Genomic DNA, 23578 nt, shown 5'->3' with positions numbered 1-23578 from the left:
TTTTGCGCGGATTGGCTATGTTATGAGCAAAAGTTGTCATAGCCTCGGGCGGGTGACCCCCACCTTGGCCTGGCAGGACGGCGAGTTCCTGAAGCGCGGCGTCCCTCACCGGATCCTGTCCGGCTCGATCCACTACTTCCGCATCCACCCGGACCTGTGGGAGGACCGGCTGCGCCGGGTCGCCGCCACCGGCTTCAACACCGTCGACACCTACGTCGCCTGGAACTTCCACGAGCCGGACGAGGGGTCCCCGGATTTCACCGGGCCTCGCGACCTGGCCCGCTTCGTCATGATCGCCGGCGACCTCGGGCTGGACGTGATCGTCCGCCCCGGCCCCTACATCTGCGCCGAGTGGACCAACGGCGGGCTGCCCTCATGGCTGACCGCGCGCACCCGGGCACCGCGCAGCAGCGACCCGGTCTATCAGGACGCGGTCGCTCGCTGGCTCGACGTCCTGCTCCCCCGGCTCGTTCCGCTCCAGGCCGGCCACGGCGGGCCGGTCGTCGCGGTGCAGCTCGAGAACGAGTACGGCTCCTACGGCGACGACGCCGCGCATCTCGTCTGGCTGCGCCAGGCGCTCCTCGACCGCGGCGTCACCGAGCTGCTCTACACCGCCGACGGTCCGACCGAGGTCATGCTCGACGCCGGCATGGTCGAGGGCACCCTCGCCGCGGCGACCTTCGGCAGCCGCGCCACGGAGGCCGCGACGAAGCTGAGCGCGCGACGGCCCGGCGAGCCGTTCCTGTGCGCCGAGTTCTGGAACGGCTGGTTCGACCACTGGGGCGAGAACCACCACGTCCGCTCCCCGGAGAGCGCGGCCGCGACGCTGCGCGAGATCGTCGACCTCGGTGGCTCGGTCAGCGTCTACATGGCCCACGGTGGCACCAACTTCGGGCTCTGGGCGGGCGCCAACCACGACGGCCGCCGGATCCAGCCCACCGTCACAAGCTACGACTCCGACGCCCCGGTCGGCGAGGACGGCCGGGTCTCGGAGAAGTTCCGGCGCTACCGCGAGATCCTCGCGCCGGCCACCGGGCGCACCGTCGACGAGCTGCCCGCGCTGCCACCCACTCCCGCGCGGCACGCGCACGCCTCGGTGCCGCTCGTGCCCGGCGCCGACCTGCTCTCGTTGGTGACCCGCAAGCCGGCGACCCGTGCGGCGCAGCCGCTGAGCTTCGAGGAGCTCGGCATCGACACCGGCCTGGTGACGTACCGGTCCTCGGTCACGCTCCCCGGCCACGACGTCCATCTCACCGTGCGCGGGCTGCACGACCGGGCGTACGTCTTCCTCGACTGGGAGCCGCTCGGCATCCTCGAGCGCGACGACGCCGAGCCCGCGATGCTCACGCTTCCCGGCCTCGGCAGGGTCGCCGAGCTGACCCTGGTCGTCGAGGCGCTGGGCCGGGTCAACTACGGCCCGCTGCTCGGCGAGCACAAGGGCATCCTCGGTGGCGTCCAGGTGGACCGGCGCCTCGTCCACGGCTGGGACCACCACCTCGCTCCCCTCGACCGCTGGGACGACCTCGACGGTCTCCCCTACGCCACCTTCGAGGTCGAGGCGCCCGCCGACGGCTGGCTCGCCGTCCCCGGTCACGGTGACAGGTTCGTCTGGCTCAACGGCACCCTGCTCGGCCGGCTCTGGGCCCGCGGACCACAACGACGCCTCTACGCCCCCGCGCCCCTGTGGCGCGCTGGCGCCAACGAGGTCGCCGTCCTCGACCTCACCCACCCGGCGACCCACGTCGAGGTGCACCCGGACCCGGACTTCGGACCGAGCGAGGAGTACGTCGAGTCGCTGCCGACCGGCACTCAGCCCAGTCGCCGCAAGGCGGCCTCGGCCGCATGGAACCCGCCCATGCCGTGAACCCCGGCCCCGGGCGGCGTCGCCGAGGAGCACAGGTAGACACCCGGGACGCCGAGAGCGTAGGGATCGAGCGCGGGCCGCGGCCGGAATGCGATCTGGCGCGCGGTGTTGGCGCCGGCGCTGATGTCGCCGCCCACCCAGTTCGGGTTGTACGTCTCGAACTCGGCGGGATTGCGCGTGGAGACCGCGACGATGCGCTCCCGGAAGCCGGGCGCGAAGCGTTCGATCTGGCCGAGGATCGCGTCGGTGGCGTCACCGTCGTAGGCGTGCGGAACGTGGGCGTAGGCGTAGATCGGGTTGACCGAGCCCTGGGAGCGGGACGGGTCGGCGAGATACTGCTGGCCGAGCAGGACGAAGGGACGCTCGGCCATGATGCCGCGGCCCGTGCGCTTCTCGACCGCGGCGATCTCGGAGGCGGTGCCACCCAGGTGCAGCGTGCCGGCGCGGCGGCAGGCCTCGTTCGTCCACGGGATGTCGCCCTCGACGGCGAGGTCGATCTTGAACGCCGCCGGACCGTAGCGATAGCGCCCGAGCGCGCGGCGGACGTGGCCGGGCAGTGCCTCGCCGACGATGTCGAGCACCCCGCGCGGTGCCGTGTCGAGCATGGTGACGTCGGGCGCGCCGCCCGCGAGGTCCCGTAGCTGGTCCAGGGAGGTGACCCGGACGCCGGTGACGATCTTGCCGCCGAGCTCCTCCAGCTCGGCCAGCAGCGCGCGGGTGATGTTCTCGGTGCCCCCTTCGGCCACCGGCCAGCCCACGGCGTGCGCGGCTGCGGTCAGCATCAGGCCGACCGAGCTGCTGAGCGGGGTGTCGAGGCGGCCGAAGGCGTGGGCGGCCACACCCATGAACAGTGCCCGCGCCGGGTCGTCACGGAAGTGGCGCGCGGTCCAGGTCGCCGGCTGGAGGGCGCCGACACCGAATCGGCCCAGCACGACGGGGTGGCGAGGCAGGTGCAGGGCCGGCTGGAACACCTCCTCGATGAGCGCCTCGAAGTTCCGGGTGGGGTTGTCGAACAGACGGTCCCACCGGCCGGCGTCGTCCCCGAGCGAGCGCCGGGTCAGCTCCCGGTCGCGGGCCGCGACTCCCGCCCGGCCGTCGTCGAGCGGGTGGGCCAGGTCGATCTCCGGCCACAGCCACCGCAGCCCGTGCCGTTCCAGCCCGAGCGAGGCGAAGAACGGCGAGGCGACGCCTGTCGGATGGAACGCGGCGCAGTCGTCGTGGAGCACACCGGGCACGGTGCGCTCGCTGGTCCGGGTGCCCCCACCGGGACGCTCGTACGCCTCGATGACGGTCACTTCGACCCCGGCCTGCGCGAGCCTGATGGCCGCAGCGAGTCCGTTGGGCCCGCTGCCCACCACCACAGCGGTGCTCATGCCATCATCTCCCTGCCGCTCGAAGGCCCGGCCGTCAGCGTACGCCTGCGACGGAACCCCGGTGCGCTCCAGGACACCTTCAGCGGGACCGGCCCGTTCGGCAGCCACGGCTGCTCGGCCACGCAATCGCGTACGTCCCAGGTGCCCGTCTCGACCACGCCGAGAGCGGCGTCGATGACGCGGTAGGCCTGGGGCGGGTTGGCCCAGGGGATGGCCTGGGACTCGCAGTAGGCGACGACGAGGTCTCCGGGAGCCAGGTTCAGGCGCTTCTGGACGGCCGCGACCAGGCGTTCGTCGTGGAGGTGGCCGTCGCCGAAGTTCCAGCCGAGGACGGCGTTGCAGACGAATTCGCCATCACGGACCGTGCGCGTCTCGATGTCGTCCAGGTGCTCGTAGAGCACCGAGAGCAACCCTCGCCCCTGGCTGTGCATCGAGCGCCACGCGAGCACCTTCTGCATGGTCATCTCGGCGTCGTCGGGCTCGTAGGGCGTGGGCAGCATCCGCTGGAGCTGGTCGACCTGGTTCTCGACGAGCGGAAGCTCGTTGAGCCGCTCCTCGACCCCGGGCCTCATCGTCCAGACCGCGGAGGCCCAGTTGCCGGCGTACTGCCGCATCGAGGGCAGGAAGGAGACCAGGTCGGGGCGCAGGTTGCCGAGCACCGGGCCGAAGCACAGCAGCGCGAAGATCGGGATCAGCAGCAGCGGTTCGGAGAAGTTCCAGATGTTGTAGACCTCGGCGTCGAACCCTCCGCCGAGCCCGCCCCACAGCACGATGGCGATGTAGCCGAAGTAGACGTTCCACTCCAGCGGCACGGCCAGCGGGAAGGTCGAGGTGATGTAGATGTGGAAGACGAGCATCGCGACCGCGCCGAGCAGGGCGACGGTGTTGTTCGTGGTCAGCAGCAGCACCAGCGGGATCAGGATCTCGACCGTCGTGCCGCCGACGTGTGCCATGAACCAGGCGAGCCGGCTGGGCCGGATGTCGTCCGGTGCGTCGCGGTAGTGCAGCCTCTTGACGAAGCCCGGCTGGCCGGGGCTGTTGGAGACCATCGGCGGCACCACGTTGATGAAGTGCTCACCGAGCTTGGAGACGCCGGCACCGATCCACACGACGCAGATGATGATCTTGAACACGACCACGAGGTTCACGAAGGCCGCGCTGCTGGCGTCCTCGGCCATCACCAGCGCGCCGAACGTCGCGGACATGAGCATGATCGGCAGGTACTGCTCGGAGCGCGCGGCGAGGAAGATCACCTTGTCGCGCAGACCCATCAGGGGCATCACGATCAGGATCGGGACGAACGCCTCCGGCGGGACGAGCTCCTGCGGGCTGGTGCCCTCCGGGAGGAACCGGACCGGTTCGGCCCCGGCCAGCAGCGGGTAGGCCAGGCTCGCCAGCACCGCGACGTACAGGACGACGTCGAGCACCGTCCGCTCGTCGCCACCGGTGCCGGGCACGTGTCGCCCCCACGGCGCCATCCGGATCGTGCCCGGTCGCAGCCAGTAGCGGATGTTGCCGAGCATGGGAGCGAAGTGACCGCACAGCGGCCCGAACGCGCCACCGAGACCGATCACCTCGAGCAGCATCAGCCACACCGCGAGCTTCTGGTAGACGACCACGTTGTCGAACCAGGACGCGGGGTCGGTGAAGTGCACGTGGTCGGTCGTCCACGAGGTGATGGCGAGCCCGAGCGCGAAGTAGAGGCCCAGCATCTTCAGGATGTAGACCACGTGCAGGACGCGCGGGGTCCCGAACCCGTCCTCGACCCAGTGGGCGGCGAGGATCCGGATGCGGTCGCGCAGGGGCAGGCGTACGAAGTCGGCCGGCGGCATCGGCTGCGGCGAAGGGGTGAGGAATCCCATCTCAGGCTCCTTGGAGTGCGAGCTCGGCGCGGAGGGCAGGCTTGTCGGTCTTGCCGACCGGGTTCTTGGGGAGGGCCTCGCGCACGGTGAGCGAGACCGGGACCTTGATCTTCGTGAGCTGCTCGCGGCACAGGGCCAACAGCTCGTCCTCGGTCGCGGTGCGCTCCGGGTGCAGGGCGACGTACGCCACGGGCACCTCGCCATAGGTCGGGTGCGGCGCGCCGACGACGGCCGCGTCCAGGACGGCCGGATGGGTGTGCAGGACGGTCTCGATCTCCTTGGGGTAGATGTTCTCCCCGCCTCGGATGATCATGTCCTTGATCCGGTCGACGATGGCGAGGTAGCCGTCCTCGTCGAGGATCCCGACGTCGCCGGTGTGCAGCCAGCCGTCGCCGAGCGCGTCCGCGGTGGCGTCCTCGCGGTTGAGGTAGCCCTGCATGACGTTGGCGCCCCTGATCACGACCTCGCCGCGCTCCCCCGGCGGCAGCAGGCGGCCGTCGGGGTCCATGATCGCGACCTCCTGCCCGGGGAGGGCCACGCCGACGGTGCCGGCCTTGCGCGGACCGTCCACCGGGTTCGCGGTCGAGGCGCAGGTGCCCTCGGTGAGTCCGTACCCCTCGATCAGCGGGAAGCCGAACCGTTCCTCCGTCGCCCGGATCAGCTCCTTGGACGCGGGTGCTGCACCGCAGAAAGCGAACCGGACCGAGCCGGTGTCGCGTACGACCGCGGTGGGGAGGGCCACCAGATGGGAGTAGATCGTCGGCACCGCCGAGAAGTACGTCGGGCGCAGCCGCTCGATGGCGTCGAGGAACTCGACCGGGTGGAACCGCCCCAGGATCGTCAGCTGTCCCCCACCCAGCATCGTGGCGATGAAGCTGACGCAGATCGCGTTGACGTGGAACAGCGGCAGGACCAGCAGACAGTGGTCGCGCTCGGTGAGCGTGAAGGCCTGAGCCATCGACTCCGCCATCGCGGCCACGTTGGAGTGGCTCAGCATCACGCCCTTGGGCCTGCCGGTCGAGCCGCTGGTGTAGATCAGCAGCGCGAGGTCGCCGCTCGACGTCGCCGGGCGCAGCAGCGCGCGGCCGGCGGGAGCCGTACGCAGCTCGGCGACGAGCAGGCTGCGACGGCCGCCGTCCGGGGCGTCGGGCGACGCCTTGATCACGAGCGTCGCCCCGGCGTCGTTGATCTGGTAGTCGGCCTCGTTCGCGGTGAAGACCGGGTTGACCGGTGTCGCCACGGCACCGAGACGCCAGGCGGCGACCAGGCTCACCAGCAGCTCGACCCGGTTGGGCAGCATCACCGCCACGACCGAGCCGGGCCCGACACCGTGGTCGGCGAACTGCTCGGCGGCGCCGTCGACGCGGGTGGCGAACTCGGCATAGGTCAGCTCGACCCGGTCATCACGCATGCAGGGTCGGTCCGCCCGGTGGTCGGGCTGGTTCCAGGGCACATAGTCGAGGTCCATCGTCGCGCTCCTCAGCGGCTGGGCGGGTGTGGGACCAGACGATAAGAACGAAGGCCGGTTCGGCGTTTGGTTCCTGAGCACAAAGATCCATCGCACTCTTGTGACAGGCTTCACACCATGGGACGCATGAATGGGACCCCCGCGGAGCTGGAGGTCAGAGCAGCAGCTCGGGCGGCGGAGACCACCAGGCGGATGGGCACCGGGCTCACCGCGATCGCGACCGCGCTGCACACCGAGATCGCGGATGCGGTCCCCGAGCTGGGCGGCGACGACGTCATCCTCGAGCTGCTCCGCGCCAGCGTCGAGAGCAACGTCGAGACGTTCTTCCACATGCTCCAGCACGGCATCGCGACCGAGGAGATCGGGGCTCCGCCGGCGGCGATCGAGTATGCCCGGCGACTGGCCCAGCGCGGCATCTCCTCGAACGCGTTGGTGCGGGCCTATCGCATCGGCCAGAGCCGGGTCCTCGACCTGGCCATCGCGGAGGTCACCCGCCACGAGCCCGACCGCGAGGTCGCGCTGGCTGCGACCCAGATTCTCCAACGTGGTGGCTTCGCCTACGTGGACCGGGTCGCCGAGCAGGTCGTGGCGGAGTACGAGTCCGAGCTCGAACGGTGGCTGGCCAACCGCAACACCGTCCGCGCCAGCACCCTCGCCAGCCTCCTGGCCGGCAGTGACATCGAGCTCGGTGTGGCGGAGAACGCGCTCGGCTACCGGCTGCGGCAGCACCACCTCGGCCTCATCGTGTGGGACGCCGACGGCGACGGTGCCGCCTGCGGGCTGCGGCTGCTGGAGTCGCTGGTCGCGGAGGTGGGTGAACAGGTCGGGGCCGTCGGGCAGCCCTTCTTCATGCCCCAGGACAGCAGTCACGCCTGGGCGTGGATCCCGTTGGGCAGGGCGCCGCGTACGGACCCGCTGGACCTGCAGGCGATCGTCGAGCTGGTCACCGCGACCGCCGACGGCGCCAGGATCGCGATCGGCGGCCCGCGTCCCGCCGTCGCCGGGTTCCGCACCTCCCACGAGGAGGCGGTGCGGGCCCACACGGTCGCCGCCATCGCCAACGAACGTGCCGGAGCTGTGACCGTCTATGACGACCCGGGCGTCCAGGTCGCCTCGATCCTCGCTCACGACCTCGATGGGACCCGACAGCTGGTGGCGACGTCCCTGGGACGTCTGGCCGTCGACGACGAACCGCACCAGCGCCTCCGCGAGACCCTCCTCGCCTTCCTCGGCGCCAAGAGCAGCTATCTCGCCACCGCCGAGGTGCTGCACGTCCACAAGAACACCGTGAAGTACCGGGTCGACAAGGCCGCCGAGGTGCGTGGCCGCGCGATCGACGAGGACCGGTTGAATCTCGAGCTCGCGCTGACCGCGTGCAGGTGGCTCGGCGCCGCGGTCCTCGTCAGCGGCGACCGCGACGGCACTGGCCGGCCCTGACGGCCGGCTTGTGCCGAGGGAACAATCGGTCGGCCGAACTTCGTCGCCGCGTACGTGGATGACCGGCGCCGGCGGTTGGCATGGTCCCCCCATCCCGACCTTCGTGCCGTAAGGAGCTCCGTCATGGCCGATGCGCTGACCACCTGCCTGCCGATGATCGCCTTCATGTTCATCCCGGTGTGGATCCCGATCATCGGCACCGCCGTCGGCAGTCTCGTCGACCGGCTTCGACCACCGGTCTCCTCGCCCGCCGAGCGCGCGGTCGCCGCGGCGAAGAGGCGATCCAGCGAAGCACGCAGCGCGACTCCGCGCCCCCTGTCGATGCCCGAACGAGCGTGACAGGTCGTCTCGGGCCCTACACCTAGTCCACGCGCTGCCGTCGCTCACCTTGGCTTGACCAGCCTCATACGACGCTTTACGTTGCGCCGTGGGCACGCCGGATGCCCATGGTGACGTACTCGGGGGATCACATGCGTGGGTTGACTTTCAGGATCAGCGGTGGCCTGGCCGCACTGGCGATGGCGGTCTCCGCGTGTGGCGCCCCCGGTTCCGGCGACTCCGGCGAGGGCAAACCGTCCGCATCGACGCAGCCCGAGCCACGGGAGTCCCCGGACTACGAGGAGGTCGCGGACCTCGCAGCGATGAAGGTGGTCGAACAGCAGTACGTCCTCGGCGACACGCTCTATCTCGACGACTCGCTCCTGCTGATCCAGGCCCGGCCCCATCCCGACGTCAACTACCTCAGTGTGGTCACCGGCATCGACCCCGCGACCGGAAAGGTCAAGTGGGAGATCGACGAGGACGACATCCCTTCCTCGGTCGTGGAGTCAGGCATGTTCATGAACCGAGGTCGTCTGCTTGTCTCGGGCGGGATGGCGTACGTACCTCTCGGCTCCTCGGCCGGCACCGAGACCTACAACGGCTTCGTCGCGCTCGACAGCGAAACCGGCGAAGCTGAGTGGGTTGTGCAGCACCCCGTCTGGGAGCCGAAAGGGAGCGGCCCAGGCGGGCGAAGCGCCCAAACGGTCGTCGACATCGTGGGTGCCGTGGGCGACACGGTCGTCTACTCGGCACACAGCTACTGGTCCGACGGCGACCTGTCCTCGCTCAACGATCCGAACGCCGAGATCAAACCGAACATCCTTCACCGTGCCGAGACAGTGGCGGTCGACGCCGAGTCTGGCAAGGTCCGCTGGAAGAAGAACGGCTTCCTCGGCAGGTACGTCACCCGGAGCCATGTGGTCGGGACGATCCCGGCCAAGCAGGAGGCGCGCCGCAACGAGCCTCTGGCAGCAGTCGAGGCGGACACCGGTGAGGACGCATGGAAGACGACGTGGAAGTCGAACGTCACGGACCTCTCGAAGGACTGGCTGCTCGTCCGCCAGTCGGATTCTGCAGACATCGGCCCCCATGACGGCATCTACGAGGCAGCCACCGGCCGTCGGGTCGCGAAGCTGGATGCCGACACCCCACCTCTCCTGAGCAGGGGCTGGGTGAACGAGATGCCGGAGGCCAAGAGCCATGGCGTCGCCTGGATCGCCACCGAGCAGGACAAGGACGGGCCGCAGACGCTGTACGTCGCCAAGGACGGCGAGTCCAAGCCCCGCAAGTTCGCCCTCCATCCCAACGAGAGGCTCGAGATCGCCCACCCGATGGTGACGGAGGACGACTACGCGATGGTCCAGACGGCGATGATCGATCCCATCGGACAGCAGTTCGCAGACCTGGAGAACGGCGAACTCGGTTTCCCTGTCGATGCCACCGAGGACGACCGCGAGCCGATCGCCTACTCCGACAGCTACCTGATCACCGGCGGAACCCAGGTCGAAGGGACCATCCTCTACAGGCGCGTGCCCTGACGGACCCGTTCATACCGCCCGTACGCGGTTCGCGTCGATCGGCATCGTCGACAGCAGCCCAGCTGATTCGCGAAGCGCCGCGCTGGGCGATGCCGACCGCGTCGAGGTCACCACACGGTTAGCCTCGTACCTGTGAACCCACTCAGCCCCGACACACCTGACATCAAACCCAGGTCGCGCGCCGTCACCGATGGCCTGGAGGCCACCGCCGCCCGAGGCATGTTGCGGGCCGTCGGCATGGGAGACGACGACTTCGCCAAGCCGCAGATCGGTGTCGCGTCGTCGTGGAACGAGATCACCCCGTGCAACCTGTCCCTCGACCGGCTGGCCAAGGCGGTGAAGAACGGCGTCCACGCGGCCGGCGGCTATCCGCTGGAGTTCGGCACCATCTCCGTCTCCGACGGGATCTCGATGGGCCACGAGGGCATGCACTTCTCGCTGGTGTCGCGCGAGATCATCGCCGACTCGGTCGAGACCGTGATGAACGCCGAGCGGCTCGACGGCTCGGTGCTGCTCGCCGGCTGTGACAAGTCGTTGCCCGGCATGCTGATGGCGGCCGCTCGGCTCGATCTCGCCTCGGTCTTCCTCTACGCCGGCTCGATCATGCCCGGGCAGCTCGACGGTCGCGATGTCACGATCATCGACGCCTTCGAAGCGGTCGGCGCCTGTATCGCGGGCAAGATGAGCCGCGACGAGGTCACCCGCGTCGAGAAGGCGATCTGCCCCGGCGAGGGCGCCTGCGGGGGCATGTACACCGCCAACACGATGGCAGCCGTCGCCGAGGCGCTCGGCATGTCGTTGCCCGGCTCGGCCGCTCCGCCCGCGGTGGACCGGCGTCGCGACGGCTTCGCCCACCGCTCCGGCGAGGCGGTGGTCGGGCTGCTGCGGAAGGGCATCACCGCGCGTCAGATCATGACCAAGGATGCCTTCGAGAACGCCATCGCCGTCGTGATGGCCCTCGGTGGCTCCACCAACGCCGTGCTGCACCTGTTGGCCATCGCCAACGAGGCCGAGGTCGATCTGACGCTTGACGACTTCACCCGGATCGGAGACAAGGTCCCCCACCTCGCCGACCTCAAGCCCTACGGCAAGTACGTCATGAACGACGTCGACAGGATCGGCGGGATCCCGGTCGTGATGAAGGCGCTCCTGGACGCGGGCCTGCTCCACGGCGACTGCCTCACGGTGACCGGGAAGACCATGGCGCAGAACCTCGCGGAGCTGAGCCCGCCCGCACTCGACGACGACGTGATCCACTCCTTCGAGCGGCCGATCCACCGCACCGGTGGTCTCACCATCCTGAAGGGTTCGCTGGCGCCCGAGGGTGCCGTCGTCAAGACGGCCGGCTTCGACGACACCGTCTTCCGCGGCACCGCCCGGGTCTTCGACGGGGAGCGGGCCGCGATGGACGCCCTCGAAGCGGGGCTCATCGTCGCGGGCGACGTCGTCGTCATCCGGAACGAGGGCCCGAAGGGCGGCCCGGGCATGCGGGAGATGCTCGCCATCACCGGAGCCATCAAGGGCGCCGGTCTCGGGAAGGATGTTCTGCTGATCACCGACGGCCGGTTCTCGGGAGGAACCACGGGCCTCTGCGTCGGCCACATCGCCCCCGAGGCCGTCGACGCCGGCCCGATCGCCTTCGTCCGCGACGGCGACCCCATCGTCCTCGACGTCGTCAACCGCACCCTCGAGGTCGAGGTGGAACCCGACGAGCTGGAGCGGCGGAAGGTCGGCTGGGAGCCACTCCCCTCAAAGTATCGTCGCGGCGTGCTCGGCAAGTACCGACGTACGGTGCAGTCAGCCGCCGTCGGCGCCGTCACGAGCTAGCTGGCTGCCCGGGCCGGCGGGCCGTCGAGATCATGACGCGAGGTCCGCGAAGGCATCCTCGAACGCCCGCCGGACGACCGCTCCCGGCGTACGGTCGAGGATCCCGAACACCACCTGCTCGAAGGTTCCTCCGAACCGGCCTCCTGGACCGAGCAGGTCGCGGAACGACCCGGCGACCATCGCCGGGTCGTTCTGGAACACCCCGCATCCCCAGGCGCCGAGGACGAGGCTGCGATAGCCGTTGGCCGCCGCGGTCTCCAAGACCCGCTCCGCGCGGCCCGCGAGCACGGCCGGGATCTCGTCCATACGCTCCGGAGCCTTCTTGCGGATGACGCCTGCGTTCGGCGCCGGCGAGGTCAGGAAGCCGACCTCGAACGGCTCGTCGAGCAGCTGGCCCCGGTCGTCACGGAAGACGGGTACGCCCGGCGAGTGGATGACGCGGTCGCTGTAGAACGGGTCCCGCATGGCGCGATGATGCACGTAGTAGGCGGGGGCCTCCAGCAGGCAGGTGTAGAGCGCCGAGGCCCGGCACAACGCCTCCTCCTGCGCCTGAGCTCCGTTGACGTACCCGCCTCCGGGGTTCCTCGCCGAGGCGAAGTTCAGCACCGCGACCGGCCCCGGCAGCCGCCGCGCCTCCCACAGACTGCTGCCGCCGGTGACCGCGAACCGCGTCTGCACCGGCTCGGTCGCAGGCACCTCGACCGGCTCCGGCCCATACAGCCGGGTTCCTTCCCGCGCCGCCCGGACGGCTTCGCCGATGACCACCTTCGTGCCATCCGTACGCCGGTAGGAACCGGCCTCGATGAGGTGCTGGTTCTCCCGCGCGAGCGCGCGCAGCCGCGCGCTCATCCGGTCACCCTCGTGGTGACCGCCGTCGCCCCTGCGACGGCCCTTTCGATCTTCACGGTACGCATCGTCCGGTCCTCGAGGTTTCCATTGCAACCAGGTTTCTTCGACCGCCTAGGGATCCATCACCACGATGTCGAGCCCGTGGGCGAGCATCTCCGTGGCGGTGAGTCCGAACATCGCCCGGAAGGTGTCGCTGAAGTGGCTCGGGGAGGCGAACCCCGCGTCGCTGGCTGCCGTCGACAGGTCCGCACCCTGGGCGACAGCCGTTGCCGCACGACGCATCTTCGCCCACAGACGATAGCGACGAAAGCTGGTGCCCGCATAGGCCGAGAACAGGTGCAGGAAGCGCGACTGCGACAGGTCGACCGAGGCGGCGAGCTCCGCCGCGCTCCCCCACTCCCCCGGCCGGTCGCGCAGAAGCTGCAAGGCGACGCGGATCCGCTCGTCGGCCGGTTCGGCCTCCCCGGCATCGAGGAGTCGTCGGCGCAGCATCTCCGGATCCGTCACGGGACCGTGGCGCCATTCCGTGATCAGCGCGGCCTCCTCGCGATGCCGGTAGGCGATCGCGTCCGCGCGGTCGGTCATGCGGTCCAGCAGCGGCGCCGTCCCCGACGCACCCGGGTCGGCGTAGAAGAAGAGCATCCTGTCCCCCTCGCCGGCGACGATCTGATGAGGCGTACGCGCCGGGATCAACGCGCTCCGCACCGACCGTGACCCCTTACCTGATCGCAGCACGAAGGGAGCGTCCAGCCCCAGCGCGAAGCAAGTGACCGACCCGGAGTGAGGGCCCAGACGCAGCGATGGACCCCGATAGGCCGCATGCCCCGACCAGAGCCACACCGTCGGCCGCTCGTCGTCGCAGCACGAATCCGGAAGCGGCTCGGTCGCCATGCGCGTCATGATCCCACGGTGAACACCGTGGCCAGCCTGACCATCGCCGTCGTCGGCGTCTTCTTCCTCGCGATGGGGACGTACGCTCTGATCTCTCCGGCTGCTCTCGTCGCCCCGTTCTGTCTTTCGGCGCAGTCACCGGAGTCCCGCTCCGAGGTCCGAGCGGTCTACGGCGGCTTCGGCATCGCCATGGCCGCCGTCCTCGGCGCCGCCGCGCTCGACGTCGGCGGCGTCCGGACCGGCGCCGTCACCGCCGTCGGTCTCGCCCTGATCGGGATGGCCGGCGGCCGGCTGGTCTCGCGCCTGTTCGACACGGCCGTACGCTTCTATCCGATCTGGTTCTACTTCGGAATCGAGGTTTTGACCGGAACGGCCTTGCTTGTGTGCGCCTGAGGTCGGCTGATTCGGCTATGCTCGCGCCCGTGGGATCTCGGCCAACCATCGACGCGTCTGTACAACCGCCACGTCCTCGCTCCCCTGAGGTGAGCAGCACGGGCCGCCGAGTCGACTGGCACAACGATCCCTCGGCCCCCGAGGTCAACACCATCAGGCCGAGCGCCAGCGTCTTCGTGCTCGACGACCCGGGCCGGATGCTGCTGGTGCGCCGCGACGACACCGGCAACTGGACGATGCCGGGCGGCGCGATGGATCCGGGCGAGTCGCTCACCGCCTGCGCGGTCCGCGGGACGTTCCAGGAGACCGGCATCACCATCGAGGTGACCGGCCTGGTCGGGATCTGGACCGACCCCCGCCACCGCATCGAATACACCGCCAACGGCGAGGTGCGCCAGGAGTTCAGCATCATCTACGCCGGCCGCTACCTCGCCGGCGAGCCCACCCCCTCGGCCGCGAGCACCCACGTCGAGTGGCTCTACCCCGAGAGCGTCCCCAGCCTCCAGATGGACCGCAGCCAGCGCATGCGGATCGACTGGGCCCTCAACCGCAACTTCCCCCACCTCGACCCCAACCCCTGATCCCCGCGGCCGCGGCTGCCGCGCGAGCGATCCTCTCCTCCGACGCGCCGCAGATCCGCAGGCAGGCCGCCGCGATCGCCTGCCCATGGGCACCGGTCACCTCGTCGCCGTGGGACCGGATCCGGACCACCACCTCAACCACCTGGACCAGCAACCCGCCCAGCTGGTCCATGCCCACCGTCGCCGCAACAGGGCTGCTGACGACAGCAGAACCCAACCGGCCGTACGCAGCGACCAGCTCGCGAAGCGCAGGCTGGAACTCCCCGAAGACCTCGCTGCTCCTGACATCCGGCATCCGGTAGAGCCGGCCGATGTTGTGCGGCACCGTCGCGAGCGTGTCCGCGTCGATCAGCGCGAGCAGGTGGAGCGCCGCCTCCGGGACGTCCGCCGGGCACTCTCGCTCGATCTTCTCGACCTGGTCGAGACTCGGCCGCACCGAGAGCTCCAGGAGCTCAGCGAGGATCCCGGGCTTGCCCGCGAAGTGGTAGTACAACGACGCCTGCCGGATCCCCACCTTCTCCGCGATGTCCCGCGTCGAGGTCGCCGCGAACCCACGGTCGACGAAGAGCTCCGCCGCCGCATGGAGGATCTCGTCGCGCGGCGCCGCGGCGCTTGCCGCGCGCGGGATCACCCGAGGTCGACCAGGGCGGGTGGCACCTGCAGGCGCGTACGTGCTCATCGGGTTCCTTCTCAGGGGGCAGAGTCGGGCTGGAGGTCCCCAGCGCTCCGACGCCGTCTTCGGCCCGGTGCGCCGGGGACTGAACCACCATCGCCTCGAGGCCCGGGACGTTTGCACCGCCCGCCCGAGACCTATTCAGACGTTTGCGACACAAGAAGGCCGGCTTCATCACTGGTCGTAGGCAACGCTCAGCCGCCCGCGAAATTCCTGGCGGCACGTTCCGCCGTGTCCGCGTAAGAGACTGGCACAAAGCGGATGAAACGCCTCCTCGGGTCCAACCAAACGTCCCCGAAAGGTCCCTATGCTGAGCGGCGTGAACGATTCCCTGCGGAATGCGCTGGCTCATCGGGGATGGTCTTCCGCCGACCTGGCTCAGAGAATCGAGCTCGATGAGAAGACCGTCGAGCGCTGGATCACGAAGGACCGGCGGCCTCATCGTCGTAATCAGCGCCTCGCAGCTGAAGCGCTCGAGCTCTCGATCGACCAGTTGTGGCCAGATGACACACGTCATGACGTCGCGGCGGCCGGCGCTCACTCAGAGGTCGTCGGGATCTACCCCAACCGGGCCAGCGTCCCTCAGTGGAAGTGGATGTCCCTCCTCAAGGAGGCACAGACGCGCGTCGACATTCTCGTGTTCGCGGGAACATTCCTCAATCAGACCAACCCGCGCTTCCCGGCCATGCTGGCGGAGCGGGTTGCGGCCGGTGCACAGGTGCGCCTGTGCTTCGGAGACTCGTCCGGTAGCGCAGTGGCCCTCCGGGGCGAGGAAGAAGGCATCGGTAGCGCGCTCGGCGCCAAGGTGCAGGCATCGCTGACTTACTTCAGCGCCCTCCTCGGCGTGCCGGGCTGCGAGATTCGGCTGCACAACACCGCCTTGTACGCCTCGATATTCCGTTACGACTCGCAGGCGATGATCAACACTCACCTTTGGGGCAGCCCAGCCTCAGCCAATCCGCTGCTACACGTCCGAGACACCGGCGAGGATTCGATGTTCAGGAAATACACCGAGAGCTTCGACGCGGTCTGGGACAGCGCCAGGTCATGGATGGCCGAGTGAACGGTCGCATCGAGCACTGGAACAACCCAGACGCCCCATCCGCCAACTCGCTTGTGCCGGCGTCGAACCTATTGGTCGTCAACAGCGCCGGCGAGATACTCCTGCAGCAACGCCGCGACACCGGGCAGTGGGCATTGCCCGGAGGCAAGCAAGAGATAGGCGAGACACCAAGCCAGTGCGCCGTACGCGAGTGCGAGGAGGAAACCGGGATCTTGGCCGAGATCACCGGGCTCCTGGGCGTCTACAGCGACCCCAACCACTTGATCGAGTACCTCTCGGACGGCGAGGTACGGCAGGAGTACGAGGTGACCTATCTTGGTCGGCCGATCTCCGGCGCCCCGACCATCAACGACGAGGCGTCCGCGGTGCGCTGGATCGACCCGACCGCACTCAACGCCTACGACGTCCATCCCACGATGCGCCGCCAGATCGACGACTACCTCACTGGGCGCTACCCGGTAGCGGACTGAGCGCATGCCCAGGATCGACTGACACGACGACCCGGCAGCCCCAGCCGTCAACAGTCTCGTGCCAGCAGCGGCCACCTTCGTCGAGCGCGACGGCGAGGTCCTGCTCATCCACCGCGTCGAGTACGACAACGGTGAGGTCCGCCAGCAGTTCGCCGTCGTGTACCGGGCGACGTACGTGACTGGCAACCGACCTTAAGCCCCGAGAGTCCCAGCGTCGGGTCCGACATAGGGACGTCCTTGACCTCGATATGGATTCCAGCCAACGCATCAGGCTCGCCTGGGCGATTCAGCATCCCAACGGCGATCGCATCGACCCACCTGATCGACATCGAACGGCGGCACCTTGCTCAGGCCGTACGCAGCAGCCTGAACTCGTGCTTCTGCAGCACCTGCAGCACCAGCTTGGCCGGATAGCCGAAGGCGTCGCGCCCGGCGTCGGACGGATAGGGCTCGATCGCGGACACCTGATGCCACTGGCCGTCGACGAACACCTCGCAGCGCCCGGCGGCGACGATGTTGCGATACCAGTTGACGTCCTCGCCGTAGGTCAGCTCCGCGATGAACCCTTCCGGCACGCGCGCCAACATGATCGGCGTCTCGTACGTCTTCCCCGACTTCCGCCCGACGTGCCGGACGAGCGAGAAGGGACCGTGCCCCGAGCGGGCCACCCGGATCGTCACCCGGTTGAACGTGTTCTTCATAAACCACAGCCACTTGCGACGCATCTCAGTCTCCTATGAGCTTCAGGTTCACCATCGGCAGTCCGTCAACCTCGTGGCCGACCGCCGTCTCGATCGCGCCGCGCAGGCGCTGCCAGGCCTTCGGATGTGCCTGCCGATAGCGACCCAGCGCGGCGGCGGACTCGTCCTCGTCGAGAAACCGTGCCTGTGCCTTGACGCTGGTTCGTGTCCCGATGCTGACGCGGCACGACGGCTCGGCCAGGAGGTTCCGGTACCACTGTGCACCCGTGCCGAACCCACTCACCACCACGATCTCGTCCGCGCTCGGCCGCTCGACCACCTCGAGACACACGTACCGCGCCGCCCTTGATCGGCGACCAACGTGCTCGAGCATCAGCATCCGGGACCCGAAGAGCCAGCCGGCGTTGTGACGGTAGAGCCAGATCGGCGCACGTACGACGGCCCGGGTCCGCAGCAGCCGGGACACGATCGAGTCGATCATCGACGTCACGAACCGACCTTACCGACCGGCTCGATCGATCTTGCCCGATCGAACAGCACCGGGGTTACGCTCCAGGAATGGCAACGCTCGAAGATCTCGCCCGGATCATCGGCGAGCTGCCCGAGGTCACCGAGGGCGAGCGGCACGGACACCCGACCTGGTCCGTACGCGGCAAGAGCATCGCCTGGCTGCGCCAGTTCAGCAAGGCCGACATCAAGCGCTTCGGCGACCAGACCCCGCCGTCTCCGCCGATCCTGGCGGTCAACACCGCTGACCTGCACGAGAAGGAAGGCGTCCTCGCCGCCGGCATCGACGGTGTCTTCACCATCGAGCACTTCAACAACTACCCCGCCGTGCTCGTCGAGCTCAGCGTCATCGCCCCAGGAGATCTCCGTGACTTGCTGGTCGATGCCTGGCTTGCCGCCGCCCCAGCCGAACTGATCGAGACGTTCGACGGCTGACGAACTGACTCGCCGTGACCGCGTGCTCGATAGTGCGCGTCACTTCGCCCAGAATGACGCAGCGCTGCGCCAGCGTGCGCGAAATCGCCGCGGACCCTGTGAGCTAGGCCAGGCCAAGGCCAGGGGCCGGAAGGTGCCGGACGGTATCGAGGAGGAGTTCGATGCTTTCTCGAAGCTCCTCGTCGGTGAGGGCGTTGTGGGTGTTCTCGGGGTGATGAATCTTATGGCGGACCGCGACGGGGAGCGTAAGGGTCTGCTGGGTCGGACCGCCCCCGGAGGACGACCGCAAATACGGCGTGGCCCTCGGGAGTCCTTGGGCATGAAGCCAATTGTCGAATGCATTGACATGGTCAAGGCCGGTGTGATCCTGGATCCGGCCGAATAGCAGGGTGTGATTGTTGATGTAGGTCTGCCGGTCGATGTCCTTGAGGTCCTCGAGCGAGACCCATCCACTGTCGATGAGGTCCTGGGTCTGCCACCTCACAGGAAGCTGCAGATTGTCCGGCCGGTCGCAGAGTGCGCGAAGGGTGATCGCGAAGTCCAGGCCGTAGATGAAGTCTTCGAGCCCGTAGATCTCGTCGTCGGTCGATGCGAGCCGAGCGATGACGAAGTCTCTGAAGTCCCAGATGTAAGGTTTCAAGTCGTCAGAGGTCAGCCTCGCGAACTCGATACCTGTCAGCGTGTCGTGAAACTCGTCATAGGTTATCTTCAGGTCGTCATCGGTGCGTTGCCAGCGGTTCAGGTAGGTCTCGAACTTCGCCCTGGACTCCGCGGCTGAGTATCCGAGGTGGCACAGGCGAAACCGGACGTCCGCCAGCGATGCTTCGTACCCGGGCTGGAGCCTGAATCCACTTACGTACTCGGTCGGCACGTTCGCTTCGCTTCCGGGCGGAAACAGCCAGTAATGGCCCTTCCAGTACCGGTTCTTGCCGTAGTCGATGTTGATGTCATTGAGACTCAGCATGATCTGCGTACCCACGGAACGATCATGGCAGCCTGCACCGGTCCGACACGACAGTGTTTCGTGACCAGCGGCAAGCGAACGTCTCACGAGCCCTGGCAGATCCGTGGCGACAGCGACGCGGATTGAAGTCACATGCCGAGCTGCACGTGCTCCGAGCTAACTGGCTCGGACTTCAGCACTTCGCCTGAGGCAAGGCCCACCTCGAAGTAGAACTCGGTGAAGCGTTGCCCATCGGCTTCTGCCAGCCACGCCACAGTGAACGCCTCGAAGGGGACGACCCAATGAGTCGAGTCTCCAATCTCGAGTGGCGCCGGTAGACGCGGGTTGCGCCCAGGGAACTCATCCATGCCGGCTGCGCGCATCTCCTTGGGTGGGTCACCCTCAAACCTGTAGCAGAGCATCACGTGCTCAACGCTCGCCCGCAGCGCGCCGGCGTTCCTGATCTTGACCATCGCCACGTTCTGCGGATCGGCCCGACGCAGCGGATCGATCAAGCTGAACTCACCCATCGCTCCGAACGGTGCGTGTGGAAGGTCGCCTCCGATCAGGATGCCGTGATAGACCTCGAGCAAGATGTCCCGCTGCGGACGCACCTCAGCCACCGCTGCTGCGAGCAACCTCTTAAAGTCGCCCTCGGTGATCTTGTCCAAGCCGCCGTCGTCTACGGCCCGAGCCTCCCGTTCGCGTTCTTCCTTCCAACTGTGCAACACATCCGGCGGATAGTCATCGGGGCGACGGTCGTCGACGAGATCATGATGTGGACTGCACAGAAGGATGAGATTGGCGAACGCTGCTCTCTCTGCGTCCGTCATGTGCGGGTCGTAGCGCGCAGACTTCTTGTTGGCCCCGCGAATGTGTGCAATCTCGGCGTTGTTGTATGCCTCGCCATCCATGAAGACGATCGTCTTCCGCTGACAGCCCGGGAAGTAGCACGTTCCCTTTCCCAACTCGTACAACGCTTTCACTGTCGCTGAGTGGTAGTCGCGCGGGCCCCTAGCCATGACCGTGAGCGTACTTTGCGCCAACGTCATGCCGCGGAACATGTACCGCGCGGACCGCCTCGGCCAGGCGGCGCGAGTTCAGAAGACCTTCGTGATGTGGCAGCCCGCGTCGAGCGGCGCTGGCACGAAGTCGTCGAAGCCGACGTCCCACGTCGCGCCTTCGCGGGTGCGGTGCAGGCCCCGGTGTTGGCCATTCAGCGAGCAGTTCTGGACTTCGACCTGGCCGTCGATCTTCACATGCAAGTATGCGTGACAGAACGGGTCATAGAAGCCGGGCGGGTTCCGGAAACCCTTGCCCTCCGCGACCAGTTCGGCGCATCGGGGGCACTGCCCCGCCGTTCGGGGGTCGTCGTCCGGCACGAACTCGTCACCGAGGACGGCGCGCATGTGCGACCTGCCGCAGGCTGCGCGCGGTCCGCTGTTGATCGGACCGCCGAAGAAATGGACGGCGCCTGGCACGACCTCGCCGCTCCACGGGTCGCCGTCCCAGGTCCCGACCAGGTCCATCGCGTGTACGAGGCCTGGGTTGGCCAGCAGCCGCTTCTCCCGGTTCCTCGCCGCGTCGCGTCCGGCACCGACCCGCTCGTGGGCGACTCGCATGACGTGAGGCTTGGGCTTGCGGACAAGACGGGAGGCCGTCGGCTCAGCGTCCGACTCGGCGGTGAACGCGGCGGGCGGCCTAGGTCGGGCCGCTCGGATCTTGTCGCCGAATACCGTCTCGAAGCGGGTGATCGTCGGCGAGGGGACGGCGGTGTCGGGCCTCGCGTTCTTGAATCCGATCCTGTCGAGCGCACGCACCATGAACGCTTCGCTGACCCCGTAGTGCTCGGCTATCTCGTGAACGGTCATCATCTGGAACCACCTCGAACGTGTGTTCTCAGGATAAGCGAGGGCACCGACAGTTCTGGGCAACACGAGACTCACCTGCGGAATGGGCTACGCAGGGAGCCTTCGTCCGTGACACCGAAAGTCCCTGGTGAGGAACGCTGCGTACCCCGTACCAATCTGCACGCGGACCATGCCGTCAGCTCAACGACTCGTTCGCAGACTGAGTCACCGCCGCGTTAGCAGGCGAGCCAGTGCGACTACCGGTACGCTGGCCGGCACGATCAGGTAGGGGTGTGGTCATGACTAGAGTTTCGGCGGCCGTGTGTTAAGTCCCGATCAGAGCCATCTGCGTAAGTACCTGGCCACTCTGGGCGTCGCGATCGTTGCGGGTGTCATCTCCGTCTCGGGTCTGTTCCTCAGACTCCAAGATGACCTGCTTGTGAGCGCAGCGGAACTGGCTACGCTCACACCGCCGGCGAGAGAGGCGATCGAACAGCGCCAGCGTTACATCGAACTCGGGACCGCCGCGTTGCCGTGGTTTCTGCTGGTTGGATGCCTTTTCGGCCTGTCACTCTCTGGCTACGGCGTCATCGGCTGGGCCAAGCGTCAAGCAGTGGCTGACGAGCTCGAAGACATCGCGCGAGACCGCGGTAAGACCGAACTCCGGCATCTCTCAGACTCCGAGCGCATCACGCGACTGGAACGCGAGAGCGAAATCTTGGCCGCTGAAGCAAACGAGTCGGACGCTGCCGTCGCTTCAGGGTCGCCTGCAACCGAGGGGCCACTGGATGCAGGATCGGTCTCCCGCGGACCGTCGTCAGCGCGAACCGCTCGAGCGTTTCAGCGCACCATCGAGGCGGAATTGCAGCTCGCTGTCGCTCTAGAGGAACTGCTCGGCACGACGTACTCAATCGATCTCGGCGTCGAGGTTCGACGAGGCGAGGTTCGCTACGAGTTCGACCTCGTAGCGACCGCGCGATCCACCGGACAGCGATATGTGTTCGAGTTGAAGTATCTGAGCGTGTTCGGGAAGAACTATCGTTCAGCGCTCTCCAGTGGGATCTCCACGGCTGCGGCCGGCGCCAGCCTGCTGGGTGAATCCGCTGTGGCGGTCGTTGTGGTCGTCTATGAGGAAGACCCCGGCGAGGAGTTGCGAGCCAGGGCACAAGCGTATGCCGACCAGATTGCGGGCACCTTCAAAGCTCCGCCCCGAGTCGCGTTCCTCAGTCTCGAGGCCTTAAGTGGCGCTGACCTCTCACCGCTGACCCGAGCGCTCGAGGTGGGAACCAAGTAGGCGGTCGGTTGTGGACCGACCGCTCATCGCCCTCTGGCCACCTTGCGTCACTCCGCCGCGTCAATGACAGCGCCCACCCCGCCGGGCCTTCGATGTCATCGTCCGATCGGGCCGAGGTCGCGGGCAGGGGTGCCGGGCTCCGGGTGCCACACCAGGTGCGCCTGCCTCAGCGCAGGTTGTTCGCTGGCCGGAACCAACTCGCGAACGCGCTGACAGATGATGTCGTCGTCGCCGGGACCGAACATCAGGAGCACCCCCCGCGCATAGGCGCGATCTTCAGCCGTGAGGAACGCGGCGAGGGTCTGAAGGTCCTTTCTGACACCGCCGCGATCCCACTTGGAGGTGGTCTTAACTTCAGCGACTACGGCGTTGAGGTGTTCGCCTGGAACGTGCCAGACAAGGTCGGGCTTGTGTGTGCCGTTCGCAATGACTGTGTGCAGACCGGCCTTGTCAATTTCTCCTGAGAGGACATAGGCCGGCGAACCCGCAACGGCGTGGCCTTCAGTTCGGACCCGAAGCTGGTGATAGAGCTCGTAGCAGTAAACGCGCTCGCGATAGACGGGAGCACGGTCTTCCTGAGCGACGGGCAGCAGAAACCAGTGGCTCTGGACGGCGCTACAGGTCTCCAGAAGGAGATCCAGGAACGACTCAGCGGCGGCCCGCGGATGCAGCTCGGTCATGGACATGACTTACCGCATCGCCAGCGCAACCGTCCGGGCATTGCGTCATTTCGCCGCTTATCGTCTCGGCAACGCGGCGGGCCGGCGACCGGGAAGCCAATGCGCCATTCAATCTCCGATCCAGGCGAGGGTCGATCCCGGTCGCCTCGAACACTCCTCAGCCAACACCCGCAGGCGTAGAAGACCTCGCCTCTCCGGCCCGTCGTGCGCTACCGCCGTGGCACGAACGCAGTCGGCTATCAGTCCTGCCTTGACCCCGAACGGCATGATTGTTTCGCCAAACGGGTCAACAGATTCCAGGATCGGGATGCCGCCGGCTACTTGGCCATAGGGCGGTTGGTCGACGAAGCGGTCAAAGTCGCCGGCCGCGTCGAAGGTTCCGCCGGAGGGGTCGGGTAGTCCCAGGACGGTGCACCCGGCTTCATCGCGGAGTTCCACGTATATGGCCACCCGCACATTGTTGCGCCTCCTGCGGCCAGGAGCAGGACCACCTGCGAAAGCGGCCGGCCGCCGCGCGTCACACCGCCGCGAACGGGTCAGGCCGCTCTGGGCGAGAGA

25 protein-coding genes are annotated in these 23578 nt (G+C 67.9%); 12 read left to right on the top strand and 13 right to left on the bottom strand.

Going from position 1 to position 23578, the window contains the following annotated elements; all coding sequences use genetic code 11:
• Positions 1 to 52 precede the first annotated feature (52 nt).
• Positions 53 to 1864, top strand: a complete 1812-nt coding sequence (locus tag ACWZJV_RS25575) for a glycoside hydrolase family 35 protein (protein WP_457179321.1) — start codon at positions 53 to 55, stop codon at positions 1862 to 1864.
• On the opposite strand, the gene ACWZJV_RS25570 is transcribed toward ACWZJV_RS25575, so the two are convergent.
• Genes ACWZJV_RS25570 through ACWZJV_RS25560 form a run of 3 tightly spaced genes read right to left on the bottom strand, consistent with a single transcriptional unit; the run spans position 1810 to position 6567 of the window.
• The gene (locus tag ACWZJV_RS25570; protein ID WP_457179320.1) at positions 1810 to 3237 is read right to left on the bottom strand and encodes a phytoene desaturase family protein; all 1428 of its coding nucleotides are present in this window, start codon (positions 3235 to 3237) and stop codon (positions 1810 to 1812) included. The two genes, ACWZJV_RS25575 and ACWZJV_RS25570, sit on opposite strands and share 55 nt — an antisense overlap.
• The gene (locus ACWZJV_RS25565; RefSeq protein ID WP_457179319.1) at positions 3234 to 5099 is read right to left on the bottom strand and encodes a DUF3556 domain-containing protein; all 1866 of its coding nucleotides are present in this window, start codon (positions 5097 to 5099) and stop codon (positions 3234 to 3236) included. The genes ACWZJV_RS25570 and ACWZJV_RS25565 overlap by 4 nt, the downstream gene beginning before the upstream one ends.
• A gap of 1 nt (position 5100) precedes the next feature.
• Positions 5101 to 6567 (bottom strand): class I adenylate-forming enzyme family protein, encoded by a 1467-nt coding sequence (locus tag ACWZJV_RS25560; RefSeq protein WP_457179318.1) that lies wholly within the window; start codon positions 6565 to 6567, stop codon positions 5101 to 5103.
• A 126-nt stretch (positions 6568 to 6693) separates the two neighbouring features.
• On the opposite strand from ACWZJV_RS25560, the gene ACWZJV_RS25555 reads away from it, so the two are divergent.
• The 4 genes from ACWZJV_RS25555 (at position 6694) to ilvD (ending at position 11690) form a co-directional block, all read left to right on the top strand.
• Positions 6694 to 8004 carry a PucR family transcriptional regulator gene (locus ACWZJV_RS25555; protein ID WP_457179317.1) on the top strand — a complete coding sequence of 437 codons (1311 nt, stop codon included), beginning with the start codon at positions 6694 to 6696 and terminating at the stop codon, positions 8002 to 8004.
• Positions 8005 to 8127: 123 nt separating this feature from the next.
• Entirely contained in the window at positions 8128 to 8343 is a 216-nt protein-coding gene (locus ACWZJV_RS25550; RefSeq protein ID WP_457179316.1) for a hypothetical protein, read from the top strand.
• Between the two features lie 131 nt (positions 8344 to 8474).
• Positions 8475 to 9863 carry an outer membrane protein assembly factor BamB family protein gene (locus tag ACWZJV_RS25545; RefSeq protein ID WP_457179315.1) on the top strand — a complete coding sequence of 463 codons (1389 nt, stop codon included), beginning with the start codon at positions 8475 to 8477 and terminating at the stop codon, positions 9861 to 9863.
• 132 nt (positions 9864 to 9995) lie between these two features.
• On the top strand, positions 9996 to 11690 hold the full coding sequence (gene ilvD, locus ACWZJV_RS25540; protein ID WP_457179314.1) for a dihydroxy-acid dehydratase: 1695 nt from the start codon (positions 9996 to 9998) through the stop codon (positions 11688 to 11690).
• A 30-nt stretch (positions 11691 to 11720) separates the two neighbouring features.
• Here the strand turns inward: ilvD and ACWZJV_RS25535 are convergent, their stop codons facing one another.
• The gene (locus ACWZJV_RS25535) at positions 11721 to 12539 is read right to left on the bottom strand and encodes a TIGR02452 family protein (protein ID WP_457179313.1); all 819 of its coding nucleotides are present in this window, start codon (positions 12537 to 12539) and stop codon (positions 11721 to 11723) included.
• Between the two features lie 111 nt (positions 12540 to 12650).
• On the bottom strand, positions 12651 to 13244 hold the full coding sequence (locus tag ACWZJV_RS25530; RefSeq protein WP_457179312.1) for a helix-turn-helix domain-containing protein: 594 nt from the start codon (positions 13242 to 13244) through the stop codon (positions 12651 to 12653).
• Between the two features lie 204 nt (positions 13245 to 13448).
• On the opposite strand from ACWZJV_RS25530, the gene ACWZJV_RS25525 reads away from it, so the two are divergent.
• Together ACWZJV_RS25525 and ACWZJV_RS25520 are read left to right on the top strand one after the other, a co-directional pair.
• Positions 13449 to 13823 carry a DUF4345 family protein gene (locus ACWZJV_RS25525; protein WP_457179311.1) on the top strand — a complete coding sequence of 125 codons (375 nt, stop codon included), beginning with the start codon at positions 13449 to 13451 and terminating at the stop codon, positions 13821 to 13823.
• Between the two features lie 89 nt (positions 13824 to 13912).
• Positions 13913 to 14404: an NUDIX domain-containing protein gene (locus tag ACWZJV_RS25520; protein ID WP_008361638.1), complete on the top strand. Its 492-nt coding sequence runs from the start codon at positions 13913 to 13915 to the stop codon at positions 14402 to 14404.
• Here the strand turns inward: ACWZJV_RS25520 and ACWZJV_RS25515 are convergent.
• The gene (locus ACWZJV_RS25515) at positions 14367 to 15083 is read right to left on the bottom strand and encodes a TetR/AcrR family transcriptional regulator (RefSeq protein ID WP_457179310.1); all 717 of its coding nucleotides are present in this window, start codon (positions 15081 to 15083) and stop codon (positions 14367 to 14369) included. The two genes, ACWZJV_RS25520 and ACWZJV_RS25515, sit on opposite strands and share 38 nt — an antisense overlap.
• A 313-nt stretch (positions 15084 to 15396) precedes the next feature.
• Here ACWZJV_RS25515 and ACWZJV_RS25510 point away from each other — a divergent pair, with 313 nt between their 5' ends.
• The 3 genes from ACWZJV_RS25510 to ACWZJV_RS25500 are packed head-to-tail and all read left to right on the top strand — an operon-like array spanning position 15397 to position 16806.
• Positions 15397 to 16140, top strand: a complete 744-nt coding sequence (locus ACWZJV_RS25510; protein WP_457179309.1) for a helix-turn-helix transcriptional regulator — start codon at positions 15397 to 15399, stop codon at positions 16138 to 16140.
• Entirely contained in the window at positions 16137 to 16610 is a 474-nt protein-coding gene (locus ACWZJV_RS25505; RefSeq protein ID WP_008361643.1) for an NUDIX hydrolase, read from the top strand. Before ACWZJV_RS25510 ends, ACWZJV_RS25505 begins: the two co-directional genes overlap by 4 nt.
• A 58-nt stretch (positions 16611 to 16668) precedes the next feature.
• Positions 16669 to 16806 carry a hypothetical protein gene (locus ACWZJV_RS25500; RefSeq protein ID WP_457179308.1) on the top strand — a complete coding sequence of 46 codons (138 nt, stop codon included), beginning with the start codon at positions 16669 to 16671 and terminating at the stop codon, positions 16804 to 16806.
• Positions 16807 to 16957: 151 nt separating this feature from the next.
• Here ACWZJV_RS25500 and ACWZJV_RS25495 read toward each other — a convergent pair whose 3' ends face one another.
• The gene (locus ACWZJV_RS25495; protein ID WP_457179307.1) at positions 16958 to 17335 is read right to left on the bottom strand and encodes a nitroreductase family deazaflavin-dependent oxidoreductase; all 378 of its coding nucleotides are present in this window, start codon (positions 17333 to 17335) and stop codon (positions 16958 to 16960) included.
• 1 nt (position 17336) lies between these two features.
• On the bottom strand, positions 17337 to 17792 hold the full coding sequence (locus tag ACWZJV_RS25490; RefSeq protein WP_457181988.1) for a nitroreductase family deazaflavin-dependent oxidoreductase: 456 nt from the start codon (positions 17790 to 17792) through the stop codon (positions 17337 to 17339).
• Positions 17793 to 17869: 77 nt separating this feature from the next.
• On the opposite strand from ACWZJV_RS25490, the gene ACWZJV_RS25485 reads away from it, so the two are divergent.
• Positions 17870 to 18253, top strand: coding sequence for an MmcQ/YjbR family DNA-binding protein (locus ACWZJV_RS25485; protein ID WP_457179306.1), 384 nt, complete (start codon positions 17870 to 17872; stop codon positions 18251 to 18253).
• 103 nt (positions 18254 to 18356) lie between these two features.
• On the opposite strand, the gene ACWZJV_RS25480 is transcribed toward ACWZJV_RS25485, so the two are convergent.
• From ACWZJV_RS25480 to ACWZJV_RS25470, 3 genes are all read right to left on the bottom strand, one after another.
• On the bottom strand, positions 18357 to 19232 hold the full coding sequence (locus ACWZJV_RS25480) for a HEPN/Toprim-associated domain-containing protein (RefSeq protein ID WP_457179305.1): 876 nt from the start codon (positions 19230 to 19232) through the stop codon (positions 18357 to 18359).
• Between the two features lie 113 nt (positions 19233 to 19345).
• A complete protein-coding gene (locus ACWZJV_RS25475) occupies positions 19346 to 20248 on the bottom strand; it encodes a hypothetical protein (RefSeq protein WP_457179304.1) in 903 nt (300 codons plus the stop codon).
• A gap of 48 nt (positions 20249 to 20296) precedes the next feature.
• On the bottom strand, positions 20297 to 21070 hold the full coding sequence (locus ACWZJV_RS25470; protein WP_457179303.1) for a hypothetical protein: 774 nt from the start codon (positions 21068 to 21070) through the stop codon (positions 20297 to 20299).
• Positions 21071 to 21485: 415 nt separating this feature from the next.
• On the opposite strand from ACWZJV_RS25470, the gene ACWZJV_RS25465 reads away from it, so the two are divergent.
• On the top strand, positions 21486 to 22340 hold the full coding sequence (locus ACWZJV_RS25465) for a hypothetical protein (RefSeq protein ID WP_457179302.1): 855 nt from the start codon (positions 21486 to 21488) through the stop codon (positions 22338 to 22340).
• 95 nt (positions 22341 to 22435) lie between these two features.
• On the opposite strand, the gene ACWZJV_RS25460 is transcribed toward ACWZJV_RS25465, so the two are convergent.
• Positions 22436 to 23026: a hypothetical protein gene (locus ACWZJV_RS25460; protein WP_457179301.1), complete on the bottom strand. Its 591-nt coding sequence runs from the start codon at positions 23024 to 23026 to the stop codon at positions 22436 to 22438.
• A 102-nt stretch (positions 23027 to 23128) separates the two neighbouring features.
• Entirely contained in the window at positions 23129 to 23470 is a 342-nt protein-coding gene (locus ACWZJV_RS25455) for a hypothetical protein (protein WP_457179300.1), read from the bottom strand.
• Positions 23471 to 23578 lie beyond the last annotated feature (108 nt).

It is taken from the genome of Nocardioides sp. WG-D5 (genome assembly GCF_054031175.1).
Note: the sequence above shows the minus strand (reverse complement) of the source record. Positions and strands in the feature narration are given on the sequence as shown.